This window comes from Pseudobutyrivibrio sp. 49, from assembly GCF_900100545.1.
Classification (GTDB): Bacteria; Bacillota; Clostridia; order Lachnospirales; family Lachnospiraceae; genus Pseudobutyrivibrio.
On record NZ_FNDP01000010.1, the window covers coordinates 75,968 to 102,050 of the forward strand.

The window sequence follows — 26,083 nt, forward strand, 5'->3', positions numbered from 1 at the left end:
GGCTTTTTATTTTAATTCTATTAAAAAAGTATTAAATTCGATACTTTTGCCACAAGATATGATAAATTAATATCGTACAAAATTTAATTACGACACGGAGGCAGATGTGAACGAAAATAATAACAACCAAAATGGTGGGGATAAAAAGAATAATCGTCAGCCTTTTTATACATTAGGAATTCTTGTACTTATAGCGCTTTTCTTTACAAGCATGATGTATAAGGGCTCAAGTTCCGGTGGTAATCAGGAAATCACTTACACAGAGTTCTTGACACTGGTTGAGGACGATAAGGTAGATAGCGTCACTTTTAAGGATGATGTTATTAACATTGAGCTTAAAAAGGGAGAGACCTACGGCGTTTCAGAGGAAGATGCAGCAAAGCTTCAGCAGCTTTACGAGGCTACAGGCCAAAGCGCAAAGGCAAGCTTATACACAGCCTATATTAAGGATGATGAGCTTCTTCCACTTTTAAAAAAGCATAATGTTGAAATCGATGGTACAATTGCTGATTCCACAGCAGCTATCATCTACAATATCTTATCCTTTATTCTTCCATTGGTATTGCTTTGGGTAATCCTTGGCTACCTTATGAAGAAAATGGGTGCAGGCCCAATGGGTGTTGGCAAGTCAAATGCCAAGCTTTATAACATGGAAAAAGCTACAGGCATCACCTTCAAGGATGTTGCTGGACAGGATGAGGCTAAGGAATCAGTTCAGGAAATGGTTGATTTCCTCCACAATCCTAAGAAATATACAGAAATCGGTGCCAAGCTTCCAAAGGGTGCACTTCTTGTTGGCCCTCCTGGAACAGGTAAGACTCTTCTTGCAAAGGCAGTTGCTGGTGAGGCGGGAGTTCCATTCTTCTCACTTGCAGGTTCTGATTTCGTAGAGATGTTCGTTGGTGTAGGTGCATCACGTGTGCGTGATCTTTTCAAGGAGGCGCAGAAGGTAGCACCTTGTATCGTATTTATCGATGAGATTGATGCCATCGGTAAGAGCCGTGATGCTCATTATGGCGGTGGTAATGATGAGCGTGAGCAGACACTTAATCAGCTCCTTTCAGAAATGGATGGATTTGATTCTAACAAGGGTCTTCTTATCCTTGCAGCTACAAACCGTCCAGAGGTACTTGATAAAGCATTACTTCGTCCAGGTCGTTTTGACAGACGTATTATCGTAGACCGTCCAGATCAGAAGGGACGTCTTGAAATCCTTAAGGTTCATGCCAAGGATGTTAAGATGGACGAATCAGTTGATTTGGATGCACTTGCTCTTGCATCCGTTGGACTTGTTGGTTCAGATTTGGCTAACATTATCAACGAGGCTGCAATCCTTGCAGTTAAGGACAAGAGAAAGTTCGTTAATCAGAAAGACTTATTTGAGGCCTTCGAGCTTGTTGCTGTAGGTGGCAAGGAGAAGAAGGATAGAGCAATGAGTGAGAAGGAACGTAGAATCGTATCTTATCACGAGGTTGGTCATGCACTTGTATCAGCACTCCAGAAGGATGCTGAGCCAGTTCAGAAGATTACAATCGTACCACGTACTATGGGTGCTCTTGGCTACACACTTCAGACTCCAGAGGAGGAGAAGTTCCTTGAGACAAAGGACGAGCTCATTGCAAAGATTGTTACATACATGGGTGGTAGAGCAGCTGAGGATATCAAGTTTGGTTCATTTACATCAGGCGCAGCAAATGATATCGAGCAGGCTACCAAGATTGCCAGAGCGATGGTTACTCGTTTTGGTATGTCAGAGAAGTTTGGCATGATGGGACTAGCTACAGTTGAGAGCCAGTACCTGGATGGCCGTGCATCTCTTATCTGCGGTGAGAATACTGCAGCTCAGATTGATGATGAAGTTCTCAAGATGATTACCGATGCCTATGCAAAGGCTAAGGAGCTTCTCTCAGATAACATGGAAAGCCTTGATAAGATTTCTGAGTATCTCTTTGAAAACGAGACAATTACTGGTAAGGAATTTATGAAGATTTTCAGAGAGATTAAGGGTATTCCTGATCCAGATGCAGAAAAAGAGAAGGAAGAAACATCACAGTTTAAGAGCATCTTTGAAGATGATCCTAATAACGTAGTTACAGATAGTATTTTTGATGAGTAATTTATGGTAACAGAACAAGACTTAAGTAAACTCCCGGACCAACCGGGAGTTTATCTAATGCATGGGAAAAATGATGAGATTATCTATGTAGGCAAGGCGCTGTCTTTGCGCAATAGAGTCCGTCAATACTTTCAGCCTAGTCACGATGAGGGCCTTAAGAAAAAGCAGATGGTTCAGAACATTGATTATTTTGAATTCATTGTTACTGATTCCGAGATGGAAGCCCTCATTTTAGAGTGCAATCTAATAAAGGAATATCGTCCGAAATACAACACAATGCTTCGAGACGATAAGACCTATCCTTACATCGAAGTTACCCTCACAGAGGCTTATCCGAGGGTTCTATTTTCCCGTAAGCTCAAAAAGAATGGAAGCAAATTCTTTGGCCCATTCACATCGGCGGGAGCAGTTCACGACACAATTGATTTAGTTCAGAAATTATATAAGATACGCACTTGCGCGCAAAAGCTTCCTGAGAATTTTGGGAAGAACAGACCATGCTTGAATTATCACATTGGTCAGTGCTTAGGCCCTTGTCAGGGAAATGTTGATAAGGATGAATATCGTAAAAACGTAGACAAAGTGATCGAATTTCTTAACGGAGATTATTACGATACTCTGAAGGATTTAGAAGCAAAAATGTATGCCGCTTCAGAGGAAATGGATTTCGAAAAAGCAGCACTTTATCGTGATTTAATTGAATCTGTCAAGGCATGTGCAGGAAGACAGAAGGCTACACAGCTTGATGGCGAGGATAGGGATATTATTGCTATGGCAAAAGCCACAGAGGATGCTGTTGTTCAGGTATTCTTTATCCGCGGTGGAAAGATGATTGGCCGTGAGCATTTCTTCATTAATGTCAGAGTGGATGACACAGATGAGGAATTATTGCAGTATTTCCTTGAGGATTACTATACAGGAACGCCATTCGTTCCAAGAGAAATTTATGTTCAGTATGATTTGGAAGAAGCCGAGTTGATTGAAACATGGCTGACCAATAAAAAGGGAGCCAGAGTATATCTTAGAACTCCTAAGCGAGGAGCTAAGGAAAAGCTTGTGGAGCTGGCAGCCAAGAATGCTCAGATGGTTCTTGATCAGGACAGAGAGAAAATCAAAAAGGAAGAGGGCCGCACTATTGGTGCCATGAAAGAAATATCAACGCTACTTGGTCTTCCAAATGCCAGCCGAATGGAGGCTTTTGATATTTCCAATATATCTGGCTTCCAGTCAGTAGGTTCAATGGTAGTCTTTGAGAAAGGTAAGCCTAAACGCTCAGATTACCGCAAATTCAAGATAAAAACTGTGGAGGGCCCAAATGATTACGCCTCCATGTACGAAGTCCTTAATCGCCGTTTTTCGCACGGATTAGAGGAATTAGAAGAGAATGGCGGAGTGATCGAGGACAGTTTCACCAAGTTTCCAGATGTAATCATGATGGATGGTGGTAAGGGACAGGTGCACATAGCAGAGCAGGTGCTTGCTGAATTAGGACTTCATATTCCTGTCGCCGGCATGGTAAAGGACGACCATCACAGAACCAGAGGGCTATATTTCAGAGATCAGGAATTGCCTATAGACACTCATTCAGAGGGCTTTAAGCTTATCACAAGGCTTCAGGATGAGGCACACAGATTTGCCATTGAGTATCACAGAAGCCTCCGCAGCAAGGGGCAGGTTCACAGCTTCTTGGATGATATTCCGGGAATTGGCCCAAAGCGAAGAAAAGCTCTCATGAAGAGATTTGTGTCAGCTGAGAAAATGGCAGAAGCTACCCTTGAAGAGTTGGCTGCCACAGATGGAATGAATCAGGAGGCAGCTGCCAACGTATTCAATTACTTTCACCCTATGAATTAATTAGAAAATGATATATCATATACTAAGCGATAAGCATTTATAATGGAGGGAATTTTATGGCAGCAAACAAATATGTTACAGTAGCTACTGTCCAGGAAAGATTTAATCTTACAAATTACACACCTGAATTAAACTTGGAGGAGGTAAAGGTTACTTGCTCCGACGTCAACAGACCAGCTCTTCAGCTTCACGGATTCTATGAGCATTTCGAGCCAAGCCGTATTCAGGTTATCGGTAATGTTGAGGCTGCATATATATCAAAGAAGACTGACGAGGAAAAGATCGAGAGCTTTACACAGCTTTTCTCATACGACATTCCTTGTATCATCTTCTGTAGAGGAGAGAAGCCAGCAGACGTTCTTTTAAAGGAGGCTGTTAAGGCAAATGTACCTATTTTAGGAACAGACCGTGCTACATCAGAATTCATGTCAGCACTTATCTTCTCATTGAACAAGGACTTTGCTCCATACACCACTATCCACGGAGTATTGGTTGATGTATACGGCGAGGGCCTTCTTATCACAGGTGAGTCTGGTATCGGTAAGTCAGAGGCAGCTCTTGAGCTTATCAGACGTGGTCACAGACTTGTATCTGATGATGTTGTTGAGATTCGTCGCCCTAACAACGAGAGATTATATGGTCGTGCACCATCTATCACTCAGTACTTAATCGAGCTTAGAGGTATTGGTATCATTGATGTTAAATCTCTTTACGGTGTTGAGGCTGTTAAGGATGAGCAGAGAATCGACCTTGTAATTAAGCTTGAGGATTGGAGCAAGGAAAAGGAATATGACCGTCTTGGCATGACAGATGAGTACATGAATATCCTTGGTATTGATGTTACATGTCATTCGCTTCCAATCAGACCAGGTCGAAATCTTGCAATTATCTGCGAGGCAGCAGCTGTTAACCATCGTCAGAAGAAGATGGGCTATAATGCAGCAGAAGAGCTTTACCGCAGAGTTCAGAACAATATTGCAGGTGAGCAGTAAAAAAACAATTGCCCTTTAAAGGGTGATTGAGATATATTAAGAAATATTTATTAGAAGTAGGAGTTATTTTTAAGAAATGGAACGTACTAACGCTTGGAGTAAGTATACTTCAGAAAAAGATTTGAAAAAGGTAATGGCATTTGGAGAGGATTACAGAAAGTTCCTTTCACAGTGCAAGACAGAAAGAGAATGTATTGATTTCTTCGTAGAGAAGGCAGAGGCAGCAGGATATATTAATCTTGAGGATGCCATTGCAAAGAATACAAAGCTTAAGGCTGGCGACAAGGTTTATGCTGTAAACAAGGGCAAGATGATGGCTGTATTTAACATCGGTTCTGAGTCTCTTGAGAACGGTCTTAATATCCTTGGTGCACATATCGATAGCCCAAGAATGGATTTAAAGCAGAATCCATTATACGAGGATTCAGATATTGCTATGTTAGATACACACTACTATGGTGGTATCAAGAAATATCAGTGGGTTACTATTCCACTTGCTCTTCACGGTGTTCTTGTTAAGAAGACAGGAGAGGTTGTTAAAGTTAACGTTGGTGAGGACGCTGGAGATCCTGTATTTGGTATCTCAGATCTTCTTATCCACCTTGCAGCAGATCAGATGGACAAGAAGGGTGCTAAGGTTGTAGAAGGTGAAGACCTCAACCTTATCGTAGGAAGCATTCCAGGTTTTGATAAAAAGGGTGAGAAGGAAAAGGAGTCTGTTAAGAAGAACATCCTTAAGCTTCTCAAGGATAAGTATGATGTAGAAGAGGAAGACTTCATTTCAGCAGAAATCGAAGTTGTTCCAGCTGGTGAGGCAAGAGATTTTGGCTTCGACCGTTCTATGATTTTAGGATATGGTCACGATGACAGAGTATGTGCTTACCCATCCTTCATGGCTCTTCTCAACACAACAAAGAAGCTTCCAAAGACAGCTTGTGCACTTCTTGTTGATAAGGAGGAGATTGGTTCTGTTGGTGCAACAGGTATGCAGTCTAAGTTTTTCGAGAACACACTTGCAGAAATCTTCAACCTTATGGGTGATTATTCAGAGCTTAAGCTTAGAAGAGCTCTTACAAACTGCAAGGTACTTTCTTCAGATGTATCTGCAGCTTTCGATCCAAACTATGCATCAGCATTTGAGAAGAATAACTCAGCTTATCTTGGACGTGGTCTTGTATTTAACAAGTACACAGGTGCAAGAGGAAAGAGTGGTTCAAACGATGCTTCAGCAGAGTATGTTGGAGAGGTTAGAGCAATCATGGATAAGGACAAGGTATGCTGGCAGACAGCAGAGCTTGGTAAAGTAGACCAGGGTGGCGGCGGAACAATCGCTTATATCATGGGCAACTACAACATGCAGGTAATTGATTCAGGTGTTGCAGTTCTTTCTATGCATGCACCATGTGAGATTATTTCAAAGGTAGATTTATACGAAGCTTTATTAGGATACGAGGCATTTATTAAGTATGCATAATAGTTTTTCTAAAAAAGATTTTTATAATGAACTGCAGAAGCGTTTTCCTGAGGTAGAGTTCCTTCTTGATGAACCAATGAAGAAGCACACTACCTTCAGGATTGGCGGTCCTGCGGATATTTATGTGGAGCCATCTGTTTCTCAGGTGGTTCCTCTTATTGCTTTCTTAAAAGAGTCTGATGTACCATTTATGGTAATTGGAAATGGAAGTAACCTTCTTGTTTCTGATGATGGAATCGAAGGTGTGGTTATTTCTATGGGCAAGAGCTCCTCAGAAATAATTATTGACGATGCAAAAGGCGAGATTTATGCAGAAGCAGGAGCTATGCTTTCCTCAGTGGCTAATCGTGCTGCAGATGCTGGACTTACAGGCCTTGAGTTCGCTTCAGGTATACCAGGGTCTATCGGGGGTGCTGTGTATATGAATGCAGGCGCTTACGGTGGAGAAATGAAAGATGTTCTTACATCGGTTCAGATTTTAAAAGCCGACGGACAGGTGGAAGATGTATCTGTAGATAAGCTGGATTTATCCTATAGACATTCAGCTCTTATGGAGAATCCTGGAATTGTACTTGGTGCAAAGCTTCAGCTTACGGTTGGAAATGTAGCAGATATAAAAGCAACCATAGATGATATCCGCCAGAAACGCATCGAGAAACAGCCGCTTAATTTCCCTAGCGCGGGTTCAACTTTTAAGCGCCCTGAAGGATATTTTGCAGGAAAACTTATTGATGATACAGGTCTTAGAGGCTATACTGTAGGAGGTGCGCAGGTTTCTGAGAAGCACTGCGGCTTTGTAGTTAATAAATCAGATGCCACAGCTTCAGATGTATTAAAGCTTATGAAGGATGTGGACGAAAAGGTATATGAAAAATTTGGAGTACACCTTACTCCAGAGGTTAGAATTATCGGGAGGAACGTCAATTGAAGCTACTAATTCTTACTGGAATGTCCGGTGCAGGTAAAAGCACAGCGTTTAAAATGTTCGAGGATATGGGATATTATTGCATGGATAATTTGCCTGTACAATTACTGAAGAGTGTAGTGGAATTGGCTGACAATGGCTCCTTTGATAAAAATATTGTAGTCGGAATTGATGTACGTAGTGGCAATGCGATGAAGCTTTTGCCTGATATCCTGCAGGAAATGGACAATGATCAGAAGCAATTTAAGATACTATTTCTCGATGCTGAGGATGATGTCCTTATAAAAAGATATAAGGAGACAAGACGAAATCATCCACTTTCAGGTCGTGAAAGAATTGCAGCAGGAATCAAAGAGGAGAGAGAGTCCATTGGCTTCCTTAGAGAGGATGCAGATTACGTTATTGATACAACACATCTTCTTACCAGAGAGCTTAAGGCAGAGCTGGAGAAGATATTTGTTGATGACGCAGAATACAAGAGCCTGTTTGTTACAATAATATCCTTCGGATTTAAATATGGAATTCCAGAGGATGCGGATTTAGTGTTTGATGTACGTTTCTTACCAAATCCATATTATGACACAGAGCTTCGTCCTTTTACTGGTAACGACCAGCCTATAAAGGATTTCGTATTAAAATATGATGAGGCTAAAATCTTCCTAGAGAAGACAACAGACCTTATCAAATTCCTGATTCCAAACTATATTAATGAAGGAAAGAATCAGCTTGTAATTGCGGTGGGATGCACAGGCGGCAAGCACCGTTCTGTATGTCTTGCAGATGAAATTTTTGAAGCATTAAATGGAGATGAGTCTTACGGACTTAAAATTGAGCATCGAGACATTGGAAAAGATGCTTTGAGAGGGAAATAATTGTCATTTTCAAAAGATGTAAAAGAAGAACTTATTTTGGTTGTTCCAAAAAGTCGACATTGTGTCGTCGCTGAGCTTGCTGGAGTCTTTATGTTACAAGGGCTCGACAGCTTCAGAAAAAAAACAGAAGACCATTTAAATAGAAAAGTCTTTACTTTATTAAAAAATGTATGTAATATAGGGAAAGATGTCATCGTTATTTCTGACGATGTTTTTTTTGAGACGCAAAAAATGCTTAAACTTTCTGAGGATGGACAGATTGTTGATGATATAGTCATTCAGCAGACCTGTTGTAAGAGAGCATTCATCAGAGGCGCATTTTTAGCTGCGGGTTCAATATCAGATCCTAACAAGGGGTACCATTTTGAGATAGTGTGCAACATTCCTCAGCAGGCTAAGCTTTTACAGAAAGCCATGAAGGCCTTTGATGTTGAGGCGAAAATTGTTAAGCGCACTGGTAAACATGTTGTTTACATTAAAGATGGTGCACAGATTGTAGAGATTCTCCGCGTTATGGAGGCAGCGCATTCTGTTATGGATTTGGAAAATATCAGGGTTGTAAAGGAAGTAAGAGGCACCATTAACCGAAAGGTAAACTGTGAAACAGCAAATATTGGAAAGACAGTAAATGCGGCAGTACGTCAGATTGAAGAAATTAATCTGATAAATGAAAAGCTGGGTTTAGAAAACTTACCAGTTCAGTTGCAGGAAATAGCCAATATCAGACTGGCATATCCAGACACGCCATTGGCTGATTTAGGGCAGTTATTGGATCCACCAATCGGAAAGTCAGGAGTTAACCATCGGTTTAAGAAGCTGGCTGCAATAGCAAAGGAATTATAATTAGTCAGCATTAGGTTTTATTAGAAATTCAGGAGGACGTCATGCAAAAAGAAGTTACTATTCAGATGTCAAATTCAATGGAAGCTACACCTATAGCCCATTTAGTTCAGTTAGCAAATAGATTCTCTAGTTCTATTTATTTTGAAATGGATGAGAAAAAGGTCAATGCAAAGAGCATTATGGGTATGATGAGTTTGGTATTAGCTTCTGGCTCGCACGTTGTAATTGATGCAGCAGGAGATGATGAAGAAAAGGCAGTAGCAGAGCTTTCTGATTTTCTTACAAAATAAAGTAATACTTAAGAGGGACATATGTCAAAAAGATTATTATTTATAGCAAACCCTCGCTCAGGCAAGGGGCAAATAAAAGAACATCTGGCTGACATCCTAGATATTATGATTAAGGCTGGCTATCAGGTGAGTGTTCATATCACTCAGGCTGGTGGTGACGCTACAGATCAAACAATTGCACAGGCAGAGAATTTCGATAGAATCGTATGCTCTGGTGGTGATGGTACCTTGGACGAGGTTGTTACCGGTATGATGAAGCTACCATTAGAACAGAGAAAGCCTATAGGATACATTCCTGCAGGCTCTACTAACGATTTCGGAAACTCTCTCGGTATAGATAAGAACATGTTAAATGCAGCGCGTATGAGTGTTTCTGACAACCTGTTTCCATGCGATATAGGCCGTTTTAATTCAGATTCATTCGTTTATGTGGCTGCATTTGGTCTTTTTACAGAGGTTTCTTATGCTACACCACAGGACATGAAAAATATTCTAGGACATGCAGCATATATTATAGAAGGAGCGAAGCAGCTCAGAGATATACCATCTTTCAGGATGCAGGTTGAATATGATGGAAATGTCATTTATGACGAGTTCATTTTTGGAATGATTACCAATTCAAAATCCGTAGGAGGATTCCAGGGTATTATCCGTGGTGACATCGGTTTAAATGATGGTGTATTTGAGGTTACCCTCATAAAAATGCCTCGTAATCCTATTGAGCTTAATGAGATTCTCGGTTTTATGACTGGTATCATTCCAGATTCAGATATGGTTTATGCTTTCCAGTCTGAGGAGATCAAATTTCTAAGTTCTGATGTAGTTCCATGGACTCTCGATGGAGAGTTTGGTGGAAAACATGACGTGGTTGTCATAAAGGATGAGAGCCACGCTGTGGAAATTGCTATTGAATAGAAATTTAGCTTATGCTAAAATTTCGTTTAGATAGGGTTAAAAAGCCTAAAACGAAAATATGGAGGAATAATTTTATGTTAGTTTCTGCAAAAGAAATGCTTGATAAGGCAAAAGCAGGCCACTATGCAGTTGGTCAGTTCAACATTAACAATCTTGAGTGGACAAAGGCCATTCTTCTTACAGCACAGGAGCTCAACTCACCTGTAATTCTTGGTGTTTCTGAGGGTGCTGGCAAGTACATGACAGGCTTCAAGACAGTTGCAGCTATGGTTAAGGCTATGGACGAGGAGCTCGGAATCACAGTTCCTGTAGCACTTCACCTTGATCACGGTACATACGAAGGATGCTACAAGTGCATTAAGGCTGGCTTCACTTCTATCATGTTTGATGGTTCACACTATCCATTCGAGGAGAACCTTGCTAAGTCTACAGAGCTCGTTCACGTAGCTCATGAGCTTGGTCTTTCTATCGAGTGTGAAGTTGGTTCAATCGGTGGTGAGGAAGACGGTGTTGTAGGTATGGGCGAGTGTGCTGATCCAGAAGAGTGCAAGACAATCGCTGACCTTGGCGTTGATATGCTTGCAGCTGGTATTGGTAACATCCACGGCAAGTACCCAGAGAACTGGGCTGGTCTTTCATTCGAGACACTTGATGCTATCCAGCAGAAGACAGGTGCTATGCCACTCGTTCTTCACGGTGGTACAGGTATCCCAGCTGATATGATTAAGAAGGCAATCGAGCTTGGCGTTTCTAAGATCAACGTTAACACAGAGTGCCAGCTTTCATTCGCTGATGCTACACGTAAGTATGTAGAGGCTGGTAAGGATCTTGAGGGTAAGGGATTTGACCCACGTAAGCTTCTTGCTCCTGGTACAGACGCTATCAAGGCTACAGTTAAAGAAAAGATGGAGCTTTTCGGTTCAGTAGGAAAGGCTTAATTCATTATGATTATTTGGCTCTAGTATGAGCTTTGGAAAAGGCAATCGGTATATTTTATATGCTGATTGTCTTTTCTATTATTTTGTGTGAAAGGATACATATAGAATGGAACAATATTTTAATGTGGCTGACATCTTTGGAGAAAACGTTTTTAACGATACAGTTATGCAGGAACGCCTTCCAAAGAAGACATATCAGAAGCTTAAGCAGACTATCTCAGAGGGGAAAGAACTTGATTTAGAGACAGCAGATGTAATTGCTCATGAGATGAAAGAATGGGCAATTGAGAAGGGTGCGACTCACTATACACATTGGTTCCAACCACTTACTGGTATTACAGCAGAAAAACATGATTCCTTCATTTCTGCTCCACTACCATCAGGAAAGGTTCTCATGAGCTTTTCAGGTAAGGAATTGATTAAGGGTGAACCAGATGCATCATCCTTCCCTTCAGGTGGTTTACGTGCCACATTTGAGGCTAGAGGATACACTGCTTGGGATCCAACTTCTCCTGCCTTCGTAAGACAGGATGCAGCTGGAGCTACACTTTGCATTCCTACAGCTTTCTGCTCATATACTGGCGAAGCACTTGATCAGAAGACTCCACTTCTTCGTTCAATGGAGATTCTTTCGGAGCAGGCAATTCGACTTCTTAGATTATTTGGTAACACCACATCACAGCGTGTTACTCCATCAGTTGGTGCAGAGCAGGAATATTTCCTTATCGATCGTGAAATGTATCTTGCACGCAAGGATTTAATGTACACAGGACGTACATTATTTGGCGCTATGCCGCCTAAGGGACAGGAGATGGACGACCATTACTTCGGTTCTATTCCAGAGCGCATTGAGGCATATATGCGCGATGTAAACATTGAGCTTTGGAAGCTTGGTGTTTCTTCAAAGACACAGCACAACGAGGTTGCACCAGCTCAGCATGAGCTTGCACCTATCTATGCACAGTGTAATGTTGCTGTTGATCACAACCAGATTATTATGGAGACACTTAGAAAGGTGGCTAACCGCCATGGCCTTCAGTGCCTTCTTCATGAAAAGCCATTTAACGGCGTTAACGGCTCAGGCAAGCACAATAACTGGTCACTTGTAACAGATGATGGTATCAACCTTTTTGAGCCAGGTAAGTCACCACATGAGAATATCCAGTTCCTCCTTGTTCTTTGCCTTGTGTTAAAGGCAGTAGATAAGCATGCAGATCTTCTTCGTGAGTCTGCAGCAGATGTTGGTAATGACCAGCGTCTCGGAGGCAATGAGGCACCTCCAGTTATCATCTCTGTATATCTTGGAGAGCAGCTTGAGGATGTACTTACTCAGCTTATTTCCACAGGTACAGCTACAAAGTCAAAGAAGGGTGAGAAGCTTGCTACAGGTGTTAAGACTCTTCCTGATTTTAGAAAGGACGCTACTGACAGAAACCGTACATCACCATTTGCCTTCACAGGAAATAAATTCGAGTTTAGAATGCCAGGTTCACAGGATTCCGTAGGTGAGCCAAACGTTGTTTTAAATACAATTATGGCAGAGGCTCTCTGTGAGGCATGTGATGTTCTTGAAAAGGCAAAGGATTTTGATGCTGCTGTTCATGATATGATTAAAGATCTTGCTACAGAACATCAGCGAATCGTATTCAATGGTAATGGATATGGTGAGGAATGGATTGCAGAAGCAGAGAAGAGAGGCTTACCTAGCATTAATTCCCTTGTAGAAGCAATTCCAGCTCTTACTACAGATGCAACTGTTTCAATGTTTGAGAAGTTTGGAGTATTCTCTAAGGTAGAGCTTGAATCACGTGCAGAAATCGAATATGAGCAGTATATTAAATCAATCAACATCGAAGCCCGTACAATGATAGATATGGCTTCTAAGCAGATTATTCCAGCTGTTATCAGCTATGCTACAGAGCTTGGGCTTTCTATTGGCACCATCACAGATGCATGTCCAGAGGCTGATGTAAGCACACAGAAGGAGCTCCTTCTTAAGGTATCTAATTACCTTCGCGAGGCAAAGGATGCTCTTATCACTCTTAAGGAAACTAACGAGAAAGCATATACTATGAAGGCATCTAGCTGTGAGAAAGCTAACTTCTACCACTCAGATGTTGTAAAGGCTATGGAAGACCTCCGTCGTCCAGTAGATGCACTTGAAATGATTGTAGACAAAGATGTATGGCCAATGCCAAGCTACGGCGATATGATCTTTGAAGTTTAATAATAAGCATATAAAAAAAGAGCTTCATTTGAAGCTCTTTTTTGGTTGCCAAAGCGAAGCTTACTCTCCGCCTATAACCTGAATCTTAACTCCGTCAGAGGTGGTCTCTGTGGTGCCTGTGGCGCTTCCGCCGAAGGAACCTGAGTTAGGTAATGGCTCGCCTCCATGATATGGACAATACTGTCCGAAGGTGGCTGGATCAACGCCGAATGGTTCATCCTGTGAACCGGCACCTGCTCCAATTATGAATACACCTGAGTAATGTGGACATCCTGATGTTGCGAACATGTGAGATTCTGTACATACATTACCAAGATAATGCTTATCACAGTATTCTGTAGGCTCTGTGCCTTCCTCAAAGTATTCGGTGTAAACCTGTGAACCTCGAGGATCGCAATCACATACACCTGGTACTGCAATCTTTCCGGATTTCTTACATACGGTGGCTGTTACAATGCCTGATGGCTGTGTGAAGCTCTTGTAAGGCAATTCCTTATGAATTCTGCTCATTACAGCCTTCCAAATAACCTTTGAATAAGTAGTGTAGCTCTGAGGTGTATTGTCATCAAAACCGCCCCAAATAACGCCTGTATAGTATGGTGTGAAACCAGCAAATACTGTATCTTTATTCTTTGTGGTAGTACCAGATTTACCTGCTACAGCCATTCCTTCGAAGTTGGCAACCTTACCAGTTCCAGCAGTCATAACATCCTGCATAGCGCTTGTAAGAAGCCATGCTGTTGTTTCTTTTAATACTCTCTTAGGAGTGTTTTCTCTGTTATCAAGAATTATATTTCCCTGATGATCAACTACTGTAGTGTAGAAGATTGGTTTGTTGTATTCGCCGCCATTTGCGATGGTTGCATATGCAGATGTCAAATCAACATTTGTAACACCATCAGTGATACCACCTAAGGCAAGGGCCTGATTGTTATCGCCGTCAATAAGAGTGGTAATTCCTAAATCCTTTGCATATTGGAAGCCTAGACTTGTTCCAATATCTGCCATTACTTCTATAGTAACTACATTAATTGAATTGGTAATCGCTGTACGGATGTTGGTCCATCCAAGGTAAGAGTTATTATAATTCTTAACTGGTTTACCATTTCTATAGGTAGTAGGCATATCGTTTTCAACAGATGCAAGAGTCATTCCACCGGCATCAAGTGCTGCTGCGTAGCAGGCAATTACCTTGAAAGTAGAACCAGGCTGTCTCTTGATACCTGTAGCACGATTCAAAGTTTTAGCGGCTGTTTTATCACCACGTCCACCAACCATGGCAACCACTTCTCCAGTGGATTGATTAATGATAGTCATCGCTGCCTGAGGCTGAAGTGTGTAAGTGATTGATTCTCCGGCTACTTCATCGCCTTCTTCCATAATAGCAGCTTTATAGGCTTCGATAGCTTCTGCTGCCGCTTCCTCTGATTCGAACTCAAGATTGTAATTACTATTATTCTTTGCAGCCTGATAATAAGAAAGCATTGTAATATCTGAATAATTCTTTGTAGAACCATCAGATTTGGTTATAGTCAGTCTGTAAGAGAATGAAACCTTTTCAAGCTTGTTGTAGTTATCGGTATTATTGATTTCTTCCTCTACAATGTTCTGTATATTTGAATCCTGAGTAGAATAAATTGAAAGACCGCCTGAGTATAATAATGAATATGCCTCAGACTCAGAGTATCCAAGTTTTTCTTCTAAATCAGTAACAATTTCATCTGTAAGAGCATCTACAAAATATGAAGTAGAAGATGATGATAATTCAGTATTAAGAACCTGAATTCTGTCATAAACATCATCAGCTAAAGCAGCTTCATATTCGGAATTAGTAATGTAACCCTGATTTAGCATGTCACCGAGAACTTTTTTACGGCGTTTTGCATTTTCTTCAGGATGTGTAATAGGGTTATATCTTGAAGGGTTCTGAGTAATACCTGCAATAACTGCACTTTCGGAAAGTGTCAAATCGGATACAGATTTATTGAAATATCTTTCTGCAGCTGATTCAACACCTAAAGTATTTTGCCCAAGATTTATACTGTTAAGATAGTTCTCTAAGATAACAGATTTCTTAACGATTTTTTCAAGCTGTACTGCTAAGTATTGTTCCTGAATCTTTCGGTTTATGCTGTCTATTTTTGTGTGTTCAGAAGTCCAGGTTGTAAAATAGTTATTTTTTAGTAGCTGCTGTGTGATTGTGCTGGCACCCTGTGAAAAATGGAAGCCATTAGCTATGCCTGTTACAGCCGCTCTAACAATACCCTGTGGGTCAATTCCATTATGTTCATAGAAACGAGAATCCTCAATTGCAACAAAAGCATGTTGTAAATGCTCAGGAATTTGATCTAGTTTGACATAAGTTCTATTGGCACCTGTGGAAGCAAGAGTCTCAATTTCATTTCCATTTGAATCATAAACTGTACTCATATATCCAGTAGGTGAGATGTCGATTGTAGATACATCTGGCAACTGGTCAATAAGATTTTTTGCATAGAGATAAGCAATAACACCGCATGCAATTACTACAGAAACTATACATATCAATGCGATACGAATAACAGCAAGTCCGGCACTATGGCGTTTACGCTTGCCTCGTCCTGTAAGCTGAGCGGATTGCTTAGCTGCATTTTCTTTTCCGTAATTCATATTTACCTCCAAATTTAGACTTCATTATAGCAAAAAATTTGATTATAATAAAGAGAACTAAGCATTGGAAGGAAGGGACATGGCAGATAAGGAATTTAGAATAGTTTACAAAGGTGGCACAGGCGAGATAGAAGAAAAGAAATCTCGATTCATTGCCCATATAGCTCCAGTTACTTCCGAGGAAGAGGCTGTACAGTTTATTAATGGAAAGAAGAAAGAATTCTGGGATGCCAGACACAACTGTTCTGCTTTTGTGATTGGACAGAATAATGAAATAACAAGATGTAATGATGACGGCGAGCCAGCTCAGACTGCAGGTCGTCCTATGCTTGATGTTTTACTCAGAGAGAATATCCATAATTGTGTTGTGGTTGTTACACGTTATTTTGGAGGAGTACTACTTGGTACAGGCGGACTTGTCCGTGCGTATCAGGCAGCTGTTCAGGAAGGCTTGGCAAATTGTCAGCTTCTTTCTCCAAAAACAGGAAGAGAATGTTCCATTGCCACTGACTATAATGGCTATGGAAAAATTGAGTATGTTCTCAGAGAAAAAAATCTTCCAATTTTAAATACGGATTTTGGAGCTGATGTTGTAATTTCATCCGTTGCACCATCAGAAATGGTAGAAAATTTAAATACAATTATTGCAGACAAAACTGCCGGAAACGCCATAATTACGTGGGATGACGAGATTCGATATGACATACTGGATGGTCAAATTTTAAAATTTTAAAAAAAGTTGAAAAAAGTACTTGCACTTTTAAAATTTATGTCCTATAATAGCATTCGTTGACGCGGTAAAGAAACAAAAACACAGCGGAAACGAATAGTAATGGCCCATCGCCAAATGGTAAGGCAACGGACTCTGACTCCGTCATTTCAAGGTTCGAATCCTTGTGGGCCAGCTTCGAAGACCTAAGCGAAAGTGCTTAGGTCTTTTTTGTATCTAAAGGAGTAGATATGTATCAGTATAATAGCAGAGTAAGTTACAGCGAGGTTGATGCTAATCTTAATCTTACTTATTTTGATTTGGTAAATTACATGCAGGATTGCAGTTGCTTTCATTCTGATGATGTAGGAGTTGGAGTATTTTATCTTGCTCCTAATCACATGGGTTGGTTTGTCACTGCATACGAAATTCATATAAACAGAATGCCTAAATATATGGAGAAGATTGTTATTAAGACTTATCCATATCAGGTTAAGGGTATGCTGGCAAGACGTATCTACACTATAGAAAGTGAAGAGGGCGAATTGCTGGTTTATGCAGATTCGCTTTGGGTATTAATGGATTTGGAGAGTCAGCGTCCAGCTCGTCTTACAGATAAAATGATTGAGGCTTATCCAGAAGATCCAGACAGACCAGAATTTGATTTCAATAGAAGCAAATTAAAAATCTCATCGGAAGGTGAGCAGGTGGGCACATTTGTTGTCAGTGAGTTCCATCTTGATACAAATAGTCACATGAATAATTCCTACTATATAGATGTGACAAGACGATTCCTTCCAAGGGAGGATTTCTCTACCATCACTGTTAATTATAAAAAGGCAGCATTGCTATTTGATGAATTACAGGTTTATTTGGTAGAATTAGAACAAGGTTACCAGGTCGTTCTAAAAAAGGACGATGAAATTTATACAATTGTGGAGTACAAATAATGAAGCTAGGAGAAATACAGAAGCTTAAAATAGAAAAGAAGGTAGAGTTCGGAGTATATCTTTCCGACGGAACAGATAGAGTTCTTCTTCCTAAGAAGCAGGTCCCAGAAGGATCTGGCATAGGAGATGAGGTTACTGCCTTCGTATATAAGGATTCAAAGGACAGACTTATTGCCACTACCAATATGCCTAAGTTAACACTTGGACAGTACGGCGTGCTTTCAGTCAGCCAGGTTAATAAGGTGGGCGCCTTTTTGGATTGGGGTCTTGAAAAAGATTTATTCCTTCCATTTAAAGAAATGACACGTCAGCCATCAGAAGGTGATGAGATTCTTGTCAGAGTATATATTGATAAGAGTGAGAGACTTTGCGCCAGCATGAAGGGCATTTATGAGCTCCTTTCTAAAAAGCCACCATATCAGGTAGGCGATGAGGTTGAGGCTCGTATTTATGAGTTCGGTCATGACTTTGGTACTTTCGTTGCCCTTGAGGACAAATATTCATCTATGATTCCTCGTCATGAAGATGTTTCAAAATATCGTATCGGTGACGTTATCATGGTTCGCATCACTGGAATCAAAGAAGATGGTAAATGTGATGTCACTATCAGAGACAAGGCATATGTCCAGATGGAGGATGATGCCGAGGCACTTCTTGAGCTTATTGACAGCTACGCAGGAGTATTACCATTCTCAGAAAAGGCTTCTCCAGAAGTTATCAAGAGAGAGACTGGTCTTTCAAAGGCTGCCTTTAAGCGTGCAGTAGGACGTCTTTATAAGGAAAGAAAAATAACTTTAACAGATGGCAAAATTCGTCGTGCCGTCGACTAAATTACGTGGTATAATGTAACCAGTAATATCAGCGGTTAAAAAAGGGGAGAGGAAAAGGAGGATATTGGTATGAAAAATGTAATTTCTACCGAAAAGGCTCCGGCAGCTATTGGCCCATATTCACAGGCTATTGAAGTGAATGGTATGGTCTACACATCCGGTATTATTCCTGTTGATCCAGCTACAGGAGTGATTCCAGAAGGTGCAGCTGCTCAGGCCGACAGAGTATTCAAAAGTATGTCTGCTCTTTTAGAGTCAGCAGGCACATCTATGGCTAATGTTGTTAAGACTACTGTGTTCATCAAGAACATGGAAGACTTCGCAGCAATTAATGAGGTGTACGCTAAGTACTTCCCAGAGCCATTCCCAGCACGTTCGTGCATCGAAGTTGCCAGAATCCCAAAAGATGTTCTTTTAGAGGCAGAGGCTATTGCCACTAAAAATTAGGATTTTGGAGAATAAGTTATGATTTATGACATAGTTGTTATTGGCGCAGGACCAGCTGGTCTTGCGGCGGCTATCTATGGCAAGAGAGCGGGAAGAAACATTCTTGTCTTAGATACCAGTTCTATCAGCGGTGGACAAATACTTAGCACTTACGAGATTGATAATTATCCAGGAATGCCAGGTGTCTCAGGTGAAGGTTTGGCAGAAGCCATGAGAGCACACTGTGAAAAGCTTAATGTTGAGTTCGCACGAGGAAGAGTTACTTCTATTATAGATAAGGGCGACACAAAAGAGCTTGTCACTAAGAAAGCTACCTTTGAGACTAAAACCGTTGTCATTGCTACAGGCGCTTCTAATAAGAAGCTTGGCTGTCCAGGCGAGGAGGAGCTTTCAGGAATGGGAGTTTCATACTGTGCTACCTGCGACGGTGCCTTTTTCAAAGATAAGGTGGTTGCTGTAGTTGGCGGTGGTGACGTTGCCTTGGAGGATGCTCTTTATCTTGCAAGATTTTGTCAGAAGGTATACCTGATACATCGTAGAGATGAATTCCGAGGAGCAGTAGTTCTTCAGGAGCAGGTAAAAGCTACAGACAAGATTCAGATTATTTTCGATTCTACAGTAGAGGAAATAATCGGACAGGATAAGGTTGAGGCTGTTAGTGTAAAGAATAAAAACACTGATGAAGTTCAGAAGATTAATCTTGATGGTGTGTTTATTGCAGTTGGTAATGTTCCAAATACTGGGGCGATTGAGGGGTTACCAGCTCAGGACGATGCAGGATATATCATTGCAGATGAGACCTGTGCCACATCCATTAAAGGAATTTATGCCGCCGGAGATGTTAGAACAAAGCAGTTAAGGCAGGTTATTACAGCCACTGCAGATGGAGCAAATTCTATTGCTTCTATAGAGCGTTATTTATAATCACAAAATATTACAAAGACACACATGTCAATAAACTTGGGCATTAGTTCGAAAATTCTTCACTTGACAGGATAGGAAACAGATTATATAATGTTCAAAGTTGTAATAAAGTTGTAACATATTGGAGGATTTCTTACGAAAATGAAATTAAATTTGACAAGAGCCGTTAGCTACACCATTGCTGCTTGCGTCGTTGTTTCTAGTATATCACTTACCTCAGATGCAGCTAGTGCTACATCGGGTGTTAGCGCACTATCAAGTGCTACAGGCGTTTTAGAGACTACTAATTATACTGCTTTTGCAGGAGCACAGCTTACAGTTAATGATATGCTTGCAAATGCAACAGTTATAGCAGCAGATACACAGTTAGCAGATAACGGAGCTGATGCGGTTGCCGCAGCAGAGAATCCATATGCTAACATAGCTATCGCACAGGTTGATAATTACGTATATATTCGCGAAACAGCTTCAGCTGAGAGCGAGTACGTTGGAAAGCTTTATAATAATTCAGCAGCTACAGTTTCAGATACTGTAGAAGCAGAAGATGGTACATGGTTACTTATCACTTCTGGTGATGTAACAGGTTATGTAAAGAGTGAATATGTAGTACAAAATAATGAAGAGCTTGCAAAGCAGGTTTCAAAGCGTCTTGCTACAGTTACCACTACCACACTTCACGTTAGAGAGTCAGCATCTACTGATTCAGCAGTTATTGATTTACTTCCTATCGGAGATGACCTTGTAGTTATCGACGAGTCAGATATTGATAGCGGTTGGGTTAAGGTTACATGTAATGAAGGTGAAGGATATGTCAGCACAGATTATGTTGATATTTCTACAGACTTCACAGTTGCAGAATCTAAGGCAGCAGAGCAGGCTCGTTTAGCAAAGGAAGAGGCAGAGAGAAAGGCAGCAGAGGAAGCAGCTAAGAAAGCTACTGCAGCTGCAGCAAAATCTTCATCTAAGTCTTCATCATCTTCATCGTCTTCATCAGGAAAGAGCTATTCAGCACCATCTGGTTCAGGCGGTGGATCAGTTGTTAATTACGGATCACAGTTTGTTGGTAATCCATATGTATATGGTGGATCATCACTTACAAATGGTACTGACTGCTCAGGTTTCGTAATGAGTTGTTATTCAGCATTTGGTGTAAGCCTTCCACATTCATCAAGCTCAATGCGTAGCGTTGGATATGGAGTATCTTATGATGATATGCAGCCAGGAGATATCGTATGTTACTCAGGTCACGTAGGTATTTACGCTGGTAACGGTACTCTTCTTCATGCATCAAATAAGAGAACTGGTATTACATACTCAAATGTAAACTATAAGAAGATTTTAGCTATCAGAAGAATCTTCTAAATATCTAGAAATTAAAATATTTAGGCATCACCCAGGTGATGCCTTTTATTATGGTTATATATTCTGAAAACTTATAGAATTGTCAGAGAATTATATTTGCTATTCCGGAGAAATTTTAGATAATATTGCACAAAAGAATTGAATGTTAAAAATACATATAATATTCCATTGTGTGTAAATGCAACATTTTATCAACAAAAATTCAAACAATCAAAACGAAAAAACAGACTTGTTAACGACTTATCCACTTTATCCACATTATTTGTGAACTAGTTTGAAAAGTTATCCACAAAGACACTAAACATTTGTTTTGTCCTAAATCAACAAAACTTGTGAAATTGCTTAAAAGTCTTGACTTTAGAAGAGAATAACTTCTATCAGATTTATCTGAGTATTATCAGACAATTTAACTTCTGTTGTACACTTTTGTAAAACCTCACAATAAAAAATATATAGTAAAAATTGTAAATTTGCATAAATAATCATAATATTTCTATTCACATTATTGGTAATTTATATTAGAATATGGATAGGTTATGTGAATTTGTATGCAAAACGGGAGTTTTACATTGTTGATATTGCATATATACTCAGGAGGTATTCGATATGATTTCGAATCAAATTATGCAAAATACACTAGAAGGACTTCATCAACTTACAAAAATTGATTTGGCTGTTATGGATTCTGATGGTGTTATGTGCGCAGCTACATTTGGGGATACTGCACAGTATTCTGATGCAGTAGCTGTTTTTGCGGCATCTGAGGCTGAAAGTCAGGTTGCGTTAGGTTGCCATTTCTTTAAGGTCTTTGACGATCAACAGCTGGAGTTTGTTGTACTTGCAATGGGTGATAGTGAGGAGTCTTCTACAATTGGAAAGATTGCTGCTTTTCAGATACAGGAGCTCATGATTGCTTATAAAGAGCGCTTTGACAAGGATAATTTCATCAAGAATTTATTATTAGATAATCTCCTTTTGGTAGATATCTATAATCGTTCAAAGAAGCTTCATGTTGATATAAATGCTCGTAGAGTAGTTATGATTGTTGAAGTGGGCCCAGAAAAAGATGGTGATGAGCTTGATAGAGTTCGCTCTGTCTTTGGTGGCAAGAATAAGGATTTCGTTACAGCTGTTGATGAGAGAAACATCATCGTTGTTAAGGAATTGGGCGAGAATGATTCTAATGCTGAAATCGATAAGATAGCTGCGGTTATTATCGATGCTTTCCATGATAAGGATACAAAGAAGGTTAGAGTATCTTACGGAATAGTTGTTGGTGAGATTAAAGAGGTTTCACGTTCCTATAAAGAAGCTTCTATGGCTATGGACGTTGGCAAGATTTTCTTTAATGACCAGAATGTTATTGCATACTCACAGCTTGGAATCGGACGACTTATTTATCAGCTTCCTATTCCTCTTTGTAGAATGTTTATCTCAGAGATTTTTGAAAACAAATCTCCTGATGATTTTGATGAGGAGACTCTCACAACCATCAGCAAGTTCTTTGAGAACAGTTTAAATGTATCTGAGACATCACGACAGCTTTATATTCATAGAAATACCCTTGTTTACAGACTAGATAAGCTCGAGAAGAGTACAGGACTTGATTTGCGCGTATTCGAGGATGCCATTACTTTCAAGATTGCATTAATGGTAGTAAAATATATGAAGTATATGGAGAGCGAAAAGTTCTAATATAGTAATTGTTATGGAAATGAGGTAAAAAATTGATACGATTAGATCATGTTAGTAAGTCCTATGAGGCTGGCAAACCTGCCCTCGAGGATGTAACTATTCACATTGATCCAGGCGAATTTGTTTTTGTTGTTGGAGATAGTGGTTCTGGTAAGTCTACTCTTATCAGATTATTATTGAAAGAATTGGAGCCTACAAAGGGCAAGATTTACATTAACGGTCAGGATTTAAAAAAGGTTACTCACAAAAAGGTTCCTATGTATCGTAGGAATGTTGGTGTAGTATTCCAAAACTTCCGACTCCTTCCAGATAGAAATGTTTACGAGAACGTAGCATTTGCCATGAAGGTAGTTGAGTGTTCAAATAGAGAAATAAAGAAAAAGGTTCCAACAATACTTTCACTTGTTGGACTTGCAGCTAAATATAAGTCAAAGCCAAGCCAGCTTTCAGGTGGAGAGCAGCAGCGTGTAGCTATCGCTCGAGCTCTTGTTAATGAGCCAAAGATTATTTTGGCAGACGAGCCTACTGGAAATCTCGATAGTGATAATACATGGGAAATCATGCGACTTCTCGATGAGATTAATCAGAGGGGCACCACAGTTGTTGTGGTAACTCACAATATGGAAATCGTCAGAGCTATGAATAAGCGCGTCATCACCATCAAAAAAGGTGTTGTAGTTAGTGATGTGGGAGGTGACGACTATGAAGATTAGCACTCACATCTATAATATTGGGCAGGGATTAAAGAACATTTGGAGAAATAAGATGTTCTCGCTTGCTTCAATAGCTACCATGACAGCATGTATTTTTCTTTTTGGAATTTTCTTTGCTTTGGGAACGAACTTCCAGTCTATGGTGAGAACTGCAGAGGAAGGTGTCGCAGTTACAGTTTTCTTTGATGAAGGACTTCCTCAGTCTCGTATAGATGAAATCGGAAACGAGATTAAGAAGCGAGTTGAGGTAAAGAGTTTCAATTATATTTCTGCCGAGCAAGCCTGGGCAGATTATCAGGAGGAATATTTTGGCGGCAATGAACAGCTTGCTGCCGGTTTTGCAGATGATAATCCACTTGCTAATTCTGCAAACTATGAGATTTATCTTAATGATGTTTCAATGCAGCCTACATTGGTTTCCTTCCTTCAGGGACTTGATGGAGTTCGTCAGGTAAATCAATCAGAAGTTGCTGCAAAGACGCTTACAGATATCAACAGAGCGATTACAATCGTTTCGATGGCCATTGTCATCATACTTCTTGCTGTATCAGTTTTCCTTATCAGCAACACAGTTATGGTTGGTATCTCTGTTAGAAGAGAAGAGATTGCAATTATGAAGCTTATTGGTGCGAAGAATGCTTTCGTCAGAGCGCCATTCGTAGTTGAAGGTGTTTTCATTGGTTTGATTGGTTCGATTATTCCATTGGTGCTTCTTTTCTTCATATATGAAAAGGTAATTGAGTATGCTAGTTCAGAATTCAATTTCCTCAGTAATATGGTTACTTTCATACCAGTAGAAGAAATCTTTAGAACTTTGGTTCCGGTTTCTCTTATTCTTGGTATTGGAATCGGCTGGTTCGGTTCTCGTGTAACTTTGCACAAGCATTTAAGAGTTTAGTATAAAATGTTTAGTTTTAGGGAGTGCCTTGGCGGATGCTGAGGCACTCCTATATATAATGGAGGAATAATAATGTACGAAGAACAGAATGAACAGAACAAGCAGGTCGTAGATCCAGGGGTGGTAAATTACTACTACGAAGAAAAAACAGAGAAGAAGGCTAAAAAATGGCCTTACTTTTTGGTGGGATTTATTTGCTTACTGATAGGTTGTATCGCTACGGTTATTGTAGGGGTCAGTGTGATTGGTTCGAAGATTTCCTTTAAGGACGAATCCTCTGAAGAGGTACTTGAGTCTTTGCAGTCTGGTAAATCTGGCGATTCAAAGTTCAGCACAATTCTTTCTATAATAGAAACTTATTATTATCAGGATGTAGATAATGATAAGCTTGTAAACGGTGTTTACAAGGGTGTTGTAGAGAGTCTTGATGATCCATATTCAGAATACTATACAGCAGATGAGTACAAGGACCTTATGACTACACTTACAGGAAATTATGCGGGAATCGGAGCTTTGCTTCAGAAGAACGCAGAGACTGGTGCTGTAACCATCACAAAAGTGTACAAGGAAACACCTGCTGAAAAAGCCGGACTGAAGGAAGGCGATTATATTGTTTCTGCTGATGGCTATCTTGCTACAGATGAGGGGCTTGATTCCTTTGTTCAGCACATTCGTGGCGAAGAAGGAACAGATGTTGAGCTTGTGATTTCAAGAGATGGTGAGGAGCAGACAGTTGTATGTACTAGAGCTTCTATTGCTACACCTACTGTTGAACACCAGATGCTTGAGGGAAATGTAGGATATATTGCAGTTTCTCAATTTACAGAGCATACCTACAAGGATTTTGTCGAGGCTTACAAGGATCTTGAAAAGCAGGGAATGACAGCCGTAGTCTTCGATATGAGAAATAATGGTGGCGGTTTACTTGACTCAGTAGTTGAGATGCTTGATTATCTTCTCCCTAAGGGTACTGTAGTTTATACAATGGATAAAGCTGGACATCGTGAAGATTTCCTTTCAGATGAGGGTTCATCCAAGGATATTCCTATGGTTGTTCTTGTAAATGGTAACACAGCCTCAGCAGCAGAAATCTTTACAGGTGCCATCAGAGACTTTGAGTATGGAACTATCATTGGTACAAATACTTTTGGAAAGGGAATTGTTCAGTCTACAATTCCACTTAGCGATGGCTCAGCCTTAAAGCTTACAACTCAGACTTATTACACTCCAAGCGGCGAGTGCATCCATGGAAAAGGAATTGCTCCAGATATCGAGCTTGAATACGAATTCCAGGGTGGCGAAGACGACGAGTATTCCGTTGATCTAGACAATCAGATTCAAAAAGCTTTAGAAGTATTAGCAAAATAATAGTAATAATAGTATTATAAGATAGCTTGTAGCTGACAATCTCTGTGAAATGCTTTAGCGAATCGTGTTAGATGAGCGGAGCATTCACAGGA

22 protein-coding genes and 1 tRNA gene are annotated in these 26,083 nt (G+C 40.3%); 22 read left to right on the forward strand and 1 reads right to left on the reverse strand.

The window, feature by feature from the left end; all coding sequences use genetic code 11:
- Positions 1 to 106: 106 nt before the first annotated feature.
- The 11 genes from ftsH to BLP54_RS09925 all read left to right on the forward strand — a co-directional run bounded on the left by ftsH (position 107) and on the right by BLP54_RS09925 (position 13,446).
- Entirely contained in the window at positions 107 to 2,116 is a 2,010-nt protein-coding gene (gene ftsH / locus BLP54_RS09875) for an ATP-dependent zinc metalloprotease FtsH (RefSeq protein WP_090169240.1), read from the forward strand.
- Between the two features lie 3 nt (positions 2,117 to 2,119).
- Positions 2,120 to 3,970: an excinuclease ABC subunit UvrC gene (uvrC, locus tag BLP54_RS09880; RefSeq protein ID WP_090169242.1), complete on the forward strand. Its 1,851-nt coding sequence runs from the start codon at positions 2,120 to 2,122 to the stop codon at positions 3,968 to 3,970.
- A gap of 56 nt (positions 3,971 to 4,026) precedes the next feature.
- Positions 4,027 to 4,962: an HPr(Ser) kinase/phosphatase gene (gene hprK, locus BLP54_RS09885; protein ID WP_090169244.1), complete on the forward strand. Its 936-nt coding sequence runs from the start codon at positions 4,027 to 4,029 to the stop codon at positions 4,960 to 4,962.
- 76 nt (positions 4,963 to 5,038) lie between these two features.
- Positions 5,039 to 6,436, forward strand: coding sequence for an aminopeptidase (locus BLP54_RS09890; protein WP_090169246.1), 1,398 nt, complete (start codon positions 5,039 to 5,041; stop codon positions 6,434 to 6,436).
- Positions 6,429 to 7,364: a UDP-N-acetylmuramate dehydrogenase gene (murB, locus tag BLP54_RS09895; RefSeq protein WP_090169248.1), complete on the forward strand. Its 936-nt coding sequence runs from the start codon at positions 6,429 to 6,431 to the stop codon at positions 7,362 to 7,364. Before BLP54_RS09890 ends, murB begins: the two co-directional genes overlap by 8 nt.
- Positions 7,361 to 8,233 carry an RNase adapter RapZ gene (gene rapZ, locus BLP54_RS09900; protein ID WP_090169250.1) on the forward strand — a complete coding sequence of 291 codons (873 nt, stop codon included), beginning with the start codon at positions 7,361 to 7,363 and terminating at the stop codon, positions 8,231 to 8,233. The genes murB and rapZ overlap by 4 nt, the downstream gene beginning before the upstream one ends.
- The gene (gene whiA / locus BLP54_RS09905) at positions 8,234 to 9,076 is read left to right on the forward strand and encodes a DNA-binding protein WhiA (RefSeq protein WP_090169251.1); all 843 of its coding nucleotides are present in this window, start codon (positions 8,234 to 8,236) and stop codon (positions 9,074 to 9,076) included.
- Positions 9,077 to 9,117: 41 nt separating this feature from the next.
- Positions 9,118 to 9,366 (forward strand): HPr family phosphocarrier protein, encoded by a 249-nt coding sequence (locus BLP54_RS09910; RefSeq protein WP_072914887.1) that lies wholly within the window; start codon positions 9,118 to 9,120, stop codon positions 9,364 to 9,366.
- Positions 9,367 to 9,387: 21 nt separating this feature from the next.
- The gene (locus BLP54_RS09915; RefSeq protein WP_090169253.1) at positions 9,388 to 10,281 is read left to right on the forward strand and encodes a diacylglycerol/lipid kinase family protein; all 894 of its coding nucleotides are present in this window, start codon (positions 9,388 to 9,390) and stop codon (positions 10,279 to 10,281) included.
- Between the two features lie 74 nt (positions 10,282 to 10,355).
- Complete coding sequence (gene fba / locus BLP54_RS09920) at positions 10,356 to 11,219, forward strand: class II fructose-1,6-bisphosphate aldolase (RefSeq protein WP_072914879.1); 864 nt, start codon at positions 10,356 to 10,358, stop codon at positions 11,217 to 11,219.
- 106 nt (positions 11,220 to 11,325) lie between these two features.
- Positions 11,326 to 13,446, forward strand: coding sequence for a glutamine synthetase III family protein (locus BLP54_RS09925; RefSeq protein WP_090169254.1), 2,121 nt, complete (start codon positions 11,326 to 11,328; stop codon positions 13,444 to 13,446).
- A gap of 60 nt (positions 13,447 to 13,506) precedes the next feature.
- Here the strand turns inward: BLP54_RS09925 and BLP54_RS09930 are convergent, their stop codons facing one another.
- Entirely contained in the window at positions 13,507 to 16,095 is a 2,589-nt protein-coding gene (locus tag BLP54_RS09930; RefSeq protein WP_090169258.1) for a transglycosylase domain-containing protein, read from the reverse strand.
- A gap of 79 nt (positions 16,096 to 16,174) precedes the next feature.
- Here BLP54_RS09930 and BLP54_RS09935 point away from each other — a divergent pair, with 79 nt between their 5' ends.
- From BLP54_RS09935 to BLP54_RS09985, 11 genes are all read left to right on the forward strand, one after another.
- Positions 16,175 to 16,828, forward strand: a complete 654-nt coding sequence (locus BLP54_RS09935; protein WP_090169260.1) for a YigZ family protein — start codon at positions 16,175 to 16,177, stop codon at positions 16,826 to 16,828.
- A gap of 100 nt (positions 16,829 to 16,928) precedes the next feature.
- Positions 16,929 to 17,000: transfer RNA gene (locus tag BLP54_RS09940), tRNA-Gln, on the forward strand.
- Positions 17,001 to 17,055: 55 nt separating this feature from the next.
- The gene (locus BLP54_RS09945) at positions 17,056 to 17,754 is read left to right on the forward strand and encodes an acyl-[acyl-carrier-protein] thioesterase (RefSeq protein WP_090169262.1); all 699 of its coding nucleotides are present in this window, start codon (positions 17,056 to 17,058) and stop codon (positions 17,752 to 17,754) included.
- Complete coding sequence (locus tag BLP54_RS09950) at positions 17,754 to 18,584, forward strand: CvfB family protein (RefSeq protein WP_090169264.1); 831 nt, start codon at positions 17,754 to 17,756, stop codon at positions 18,582 to 18,584. Before BLP54_RS09945 ends, BLP54_RS09950 begins: the two co-directional genes overlap by 1 nt.
- A 69-nt stretch (positions 18,585 to 18,653) precedes the next feature.
- Entirely contained in the window at positions 18,654 to 19,031 is a 378-nt protein-coding gene (locus BLP54_RS09955; RefSeq protein ID WP_090169266.1) for a RidA family protein, read from the forward strand.
- Positions 19,032 to 19,049: 18 nt separating this feature from the next.
- Positions 19,050 to 19,955: a thioredoxin-disulfide reductase gene (gene trxB, locus BLP54_RS09960; protein ID WP_090169269.1), complete on the forward strand. Its 906-nt coding sequence runs from the start codon at positions 19,050 to 19,052 to the stop codon at positions 19,953 to 19,955.
- A 141-nt stretch (positions 19,956 to 20,096) separates the two neighbouring features.
- A complete protein-coding gene (locus tag BLP54_RS09965) occupies positions 20,097 to 21,317 on the forward strand; it encodes a C40 family peptidase (RefSeq protein WP_090169271.1) in 1,221 nt (406 codons plus the stop codon).
- A gap of 606 nt (positions 21,318 to 21,923) precedes the next feature.
- Positions 21,924 to 23,012, forward strand: coding sequence for a PucR family transcriptional regulator (locus tag BLP54_RS09970; RefSeq protein ID WP_090169274.1), 1,089 nt, complete (start codon positions 21,924 to 21,926; stop codon positions 23,010 to 23,012).
- Between the two features lie 32 nt (positions 23,013 to 23,044).
- Positions 23,045 to 23,725: a cell division ATP-binding protein FtsE gene (gene ftsE, locus BLP54_RS09975; RefSeq protein ID WP_090169277.1), complete on the forward strand. Its 681-nt coding sequence runs from the start codon at positions 23,045 to 23,047 to the stop codon at positions 23,723 to 23,725.
- The gene (gene ftsX / locus BLP54_RS09980; protein ID WP_090169279.1) at positions 23,715 to 24,623 is read left to right on the forward strand and encodes a permease-like cell division protein FtsX; all 909 of its coding nucleotides are present in this window, start codon (positions 23,715 to 23,717) and stop codon (positions 24,621 to 24,623) included. Before ftsE ends, ftsX begins: the two co-directional genes overlap by 11 nt.
- A 72-nt stretch (positions 24,624 to 24,695) precedes the next feature.
- Positions 24,696 to 25,991: a S41 family peptidase gene (locus tag BLP54_RS09985; RefSeq protein WP_090169281.1), complete on the forward strand. Its 1,296-nt coding sequence runs from the start codon at positions 24,696 to 24,698 to the stop codon at positions 25,989 to 25,991.
- Positions 25,992 to 26,083: the final 92 nt, after the last annotated feature.

Coding starts and splice junctions, on each gene's coding strand:
- BLP54_RS09935 (WP_090169260.1), top strand. CDS start 16,175: ATGGCAGATAAGGAATTTAGAATAGTTTACAAAGGTGGCACAGGCGAG.
- BLP54_RS09965 (WP_090169271.1), top strand. CDS start 20,097: ATGAAATTAAATTTGACAAGAGCCGTTAGCTACACCATTGCTGCTTGC.
- BLP54_RS09915 (WP_090169253.1), top strand. CDS start 9,388: ATGTCAAAAAGATTATTATTTATAGCAAACCCTCGCTCAGGCAAGGGG.
- BLP54_RS09930 (WP_090169258.1), bottom strand. CDS start 16,095: ATGAATTACGGAAAAGAAAATGCAGCTAAGCAATCCGCTCAGCTTACA.
- BLP54_RS09950 (WP_090169264.1), top strand. CDS start 17,754: ATGAAGCTAGGAGAAATACAGAAGCTTAAAATAGAAAAGAAGGTAGAG.
- fba (WP_072914879.1), top strand. CDS start 10,356: ATGTTAGTTTCTGCAAAAGAAATGCTTGATAAGGCAAAAGCAGGCCAC.
- BLP54_RS09985 (WP_090169281.1), top strand. CDS start 24,696: ATGTACGAAGAACAGAATGAACAGAACAAGCAGGTCGTAGATCCAGGG.
- BLP54_RS09925 (WP_090169254.1), top strand. CDS start 11,326: ATGGAACAATATTTTAATGTGGCTGACATCTTTGGAGAAAACGTTTTT.
- BLP54_RS09890 (WP_090169246.1), top strand. CDS start 5,039: ATGGAACGTACTAACGCTTGGAGTAAGTATACTTCAGAAAAAGATTTG.
- ftsX (WP_090169279.1), top strand. CDS start 23,715: ATGAAGATTAGCACTCACATCTATAATATTGGGCAGGGATTAAAGAAC.
- trxB (WP_090169269.1), top strand. CDS start 19,050: ATGATTTATGACATAGTTGTTATTGGCGCAGGACCAGCTGGTCTTGCG.
- BLP54_RS09970 (WP_090169274.1), top strand. CDS start 21,924: ATGATTTCGAATCAAATTATGCAAAATACACTAGAAGGACTTCATCAA.
- BLP54_RS09910 (WP_072914887.1), top strand. CDS start 9,118: ATGCAAAAAGAAGTTACTATTCAGATGTCAAATTCAATGGAAGCTACA.
- BLP54_RS09945 (WP_090169262.1), top strand. CDS start 17,056: ATGTATCAGTATAATAGCAGAGTAAGTTACAGCGAGGTTGATGCTAAT.
- uvrC (WP_090169242.1), top strand. CDS start 2,120: ATGGTAACAGAACAAGACTTAAGTAAACTCCCGGACCAACCGGGAGTT.
- hprK (WP_090169244.1), top strand. CDS start 4,027: ATGGCAGCAAACAAATATGTTACAGTAGCTACTGTCCAGGAAAGATTT.
- BLP54_RS09955 (WP_090169266.1), top strand. CDS start 18,654: ATGAAAAATGTAATTTCTACCGAAAAGGCTCCGGCAGCTATTGGCCCA.
- murB (WP_090169248.1), top strand. CDS start 6,429: ATGCATAATAGTTTTTCTAAAAAAGATTTTTATAATGAACTGCAGAAG.